This is a genomic window from Desulfothermus sp., from assembly GCF_053993635.1.
This window is the reverse complement of sequence record NZ_JBMYBT010000054.1, coordinates 1-2,179: the sequence shown is the minus strand read 5'-3', so window position 1 is coordinate 2,179 and position 2,179 is coordinate 1. Positions and strand designations below refer to the sequence as shown.

The window sequence follows — 2,179 nt, the reverse complement described above, 5'->3', positions numbered from 1 at the left end:
CCCCAAAGCCAGGATCTCCTGGTCACCAGATCAGGAAAAGATTGTCAAGGCCCGTAGCGAAAAAAAGTAAATTATATAAAGTTAACATGATTAACTCTATCTTAATTTCTTAAAAATTTGTCTTGACTTTTGGGGGGGCATTACATTTTTCTTCAAAATCATCACTTTTTCTTGGGGGGTGTAATGTCTTCTTTTCTTACTCATGACTCTCCTCCTCAAAGTTTAATTTTTGCTAACATACTTTGAGGAAAATTCCAATTCCGTCTGAGGCAAGACAAGCAGGCCTGAACAAGACCTTTAAACTCCCTTTTTTCATTGCGTTCATTAAGCTGCCAGCATACTTGTATAGCAAGCGATTGTGCAGTGTACGAACAAGCCTGCTCCATCCATCAATGTTTTGCACTTTATCAAGAAAAAGAAAGGTGGGATATTTTCCGGTAAGCTGATAAAATGCTTCAAAAAGCTTTTCTATATCCTTAGCTGTAAATCCTGTAAGCCTGTAATCTTCAAAGTCAATAAACAGAATATCAGCCTTGTTGTATTGCTTTTTAAGAAGCCTATCTATCAGTTGATACATAAAATAGGTATTGCCTGCTCTCCTTGGTCCAGCAATTGCCAGTATACGCCTGAGTCTTTCAGGGTTTAGGTCTCCTTTTTCTCTTGGAATATAAGATGGTATATTCCACTCCTGAAGCCACTCCGCTATTACTGATAAAAGCGCCTCTTTGGTCAAATTGTTTACTATGAGGAATATAGTAAAAAAGAATAGGGAAGTTTTATAAAAGAATTATAGATAAAAGATTTTTTTCAAAAAAACAATAAATTCTTGCTACAACCGTACTTTCAGCTCTGGCATGGATTTTCTTCTAATTTTTTACCCAATACAGCATTACCAGTCACACCATACAGAGTAGTTCACACTTCCTCTAAATATTCTCCTTCTAATTTTTCTAATACAACAGAAGGTAAGTCTATAGGAAAAAAATAATCTTCTGGATACAAATAATCTTCTCCACTCTCATCTATAATTCTTACATATCCTTCTATCTCCTCTTCTCTTTTAACCACCGGATAAATTTTCCATTTTTCTAGAGATGCCTCATAGTTTTCATTGTTAATACAAATCAGAAATTTAAGCATTTTTAAACACCTTTAGTATGTATTTAATTTTGAATTCTTTTTTACCTATACCATGTGCCTCGTACCAATGAATTTCAGCCAGACACAATTTTCCATCTCTTAATTTTATTTTAGCGATTCCTTTCAATTTTCGCCATCGTCCTTTCCCATAAGTTCTTTCTAACCGTTTTAATTCCCGGATAGACTTTCCAGTAGCTATGGTTTTTATGTTTGTGATCTGGGTTAATATTTCAAAGTACAATTTTTACTTCTTTCCTACTGAATTTGAAAATTATTATGACTCTCTTTTTACCAATTATCTCATTTGTTGTCTATAATTAAAGATCTATGTCAGAAGGGGTTAAGATGACAATTGAATTTAGGACAAAAGAAAAAGAGAATTATACCATTGTTCATTTTGAGCTGAAAGAGAATATAACTCCAGAAATTTTACAACAACTTAAACCGCCAAAAGTTGATGAAACTAAAGGAATTGTGTTAAGTGGTCGTGGCCCAATTTGGCTTTATTGCTATTTGGCCCATTATTACCATCCCACTAAGTTCATAGCAACATTTGATCCTAGGCTAGGTGGGGTAATAACAGAATCTCATGCTTCTGATTATAAAGTTGGTGAAATTATAAAGGTGAATGTCAATGAGTTGTAACTTGTACACAAAATTATCCAATTTGTTCTGTTTTCCACTGAAGTAACCACTTCCATGCAGGCAATACTTTAATTTGTATTCCTCCTTCGTCCTTTTCAAATTCCTGATTGTAAGTCAGAATTAGGGCATCTTTGATATTAAGTTCAGAGCAGGCCTGAACAAGACCTTTAAACTCCCTTTTTTCATTGCGTTCATTAAGCCGCCAGCATACTTGTATAGCAAGCGATTGTGCAGTGTACAAACAAGCCTGCTCCATCCATCAATGTTTTGCACTTTATCAAGAAAAAGAAAGGTGGGATATTTTCCGGTAAGCTGATAAAATGCTTCAAAAAGCTTTTCTATATCCTTAGCTGTAAATACTGTAAGCCTGTAATCTTCCAAGTCAATAAACAGA

Annotated in this window: 5 protein-coding genes; 1 reads left to right on the top strand and 4 read right to left on the bottom strand. The window is 34.6% G+C overall.

Going from position 1 to position 2,179, the window contains the following annotated elements:
• Window positions 1–232: 232 nt before the first annotated feature.
• The 3 genes from ACY2V1_RS03840 to ACY2V1_RS03830 form a co-directional block, all read right to left on the bottom strand.
• Window positions 233–733, bottom strand: coding sequence for an ATP-binding protein (locus tag ACY2V1_RS03840; RefSeq protein WP_461833476.1), 501 nt, complete (start codon window positions 731–733; stop codon window positions 233–235).
• A gap of 182 nt (window positions 734–915) precedes the next feature.
• Window positions 916–1,140 (bottom strand): hypothetical protein, encoded by a 225-nt coding sequence (locus ACY2V1_RS03835; protein ID WP_461833475.1) that lies wholly within the window; start codon window positions 1,138–1,140, stop codon window positions 916–918.
• Window positions 1,133–1,381, bottom strand: a complete 249-nt coding sequence (locus ACY2V1_RS03830; RefSeq protein WP_461833474.1) for a hypothetical protein — start codon at window positions 1,379–1,381, stop codon at window positions 1,133–1,135. Before ACY2V1_RS03830 ends, ACY2V1_RS03835 begins: the two co-directional genes overlap by 8 nt.
• Before the next feature lie 104 nt (window positions 1,382–1,485).
• On the opposite strand from ACY2V1_RS03830, the gene crn3 reads away from it, so the two are divergent.
• Window positions 1,486–1,785: a CRISPR-associated ring nuclease Crn3/Csx3 gene (gene crn3, locus ACY2V1_RS03825; RefSeq protein WP_461833473.1), complete on the top strand. Its 300-nt coding sequence runs from the start codon at window positions 1,486–1,488 to the stop codon at window positions 1,783–1,785.
• A 120-nt stretch (window positions 1,786–1,905) separates the two neighbouring features.
• Here the strand turns inward: crn3 and ACY2V1_RS03820 are convergent.
• Window positions 1,906–2,179 (bottom strand): hypothetical protein (locus ACY2V1_RS03820; RefSeq protein WP_461833472.1); only part of this gene is annotated, 274 nt, incomplete at its 5' end.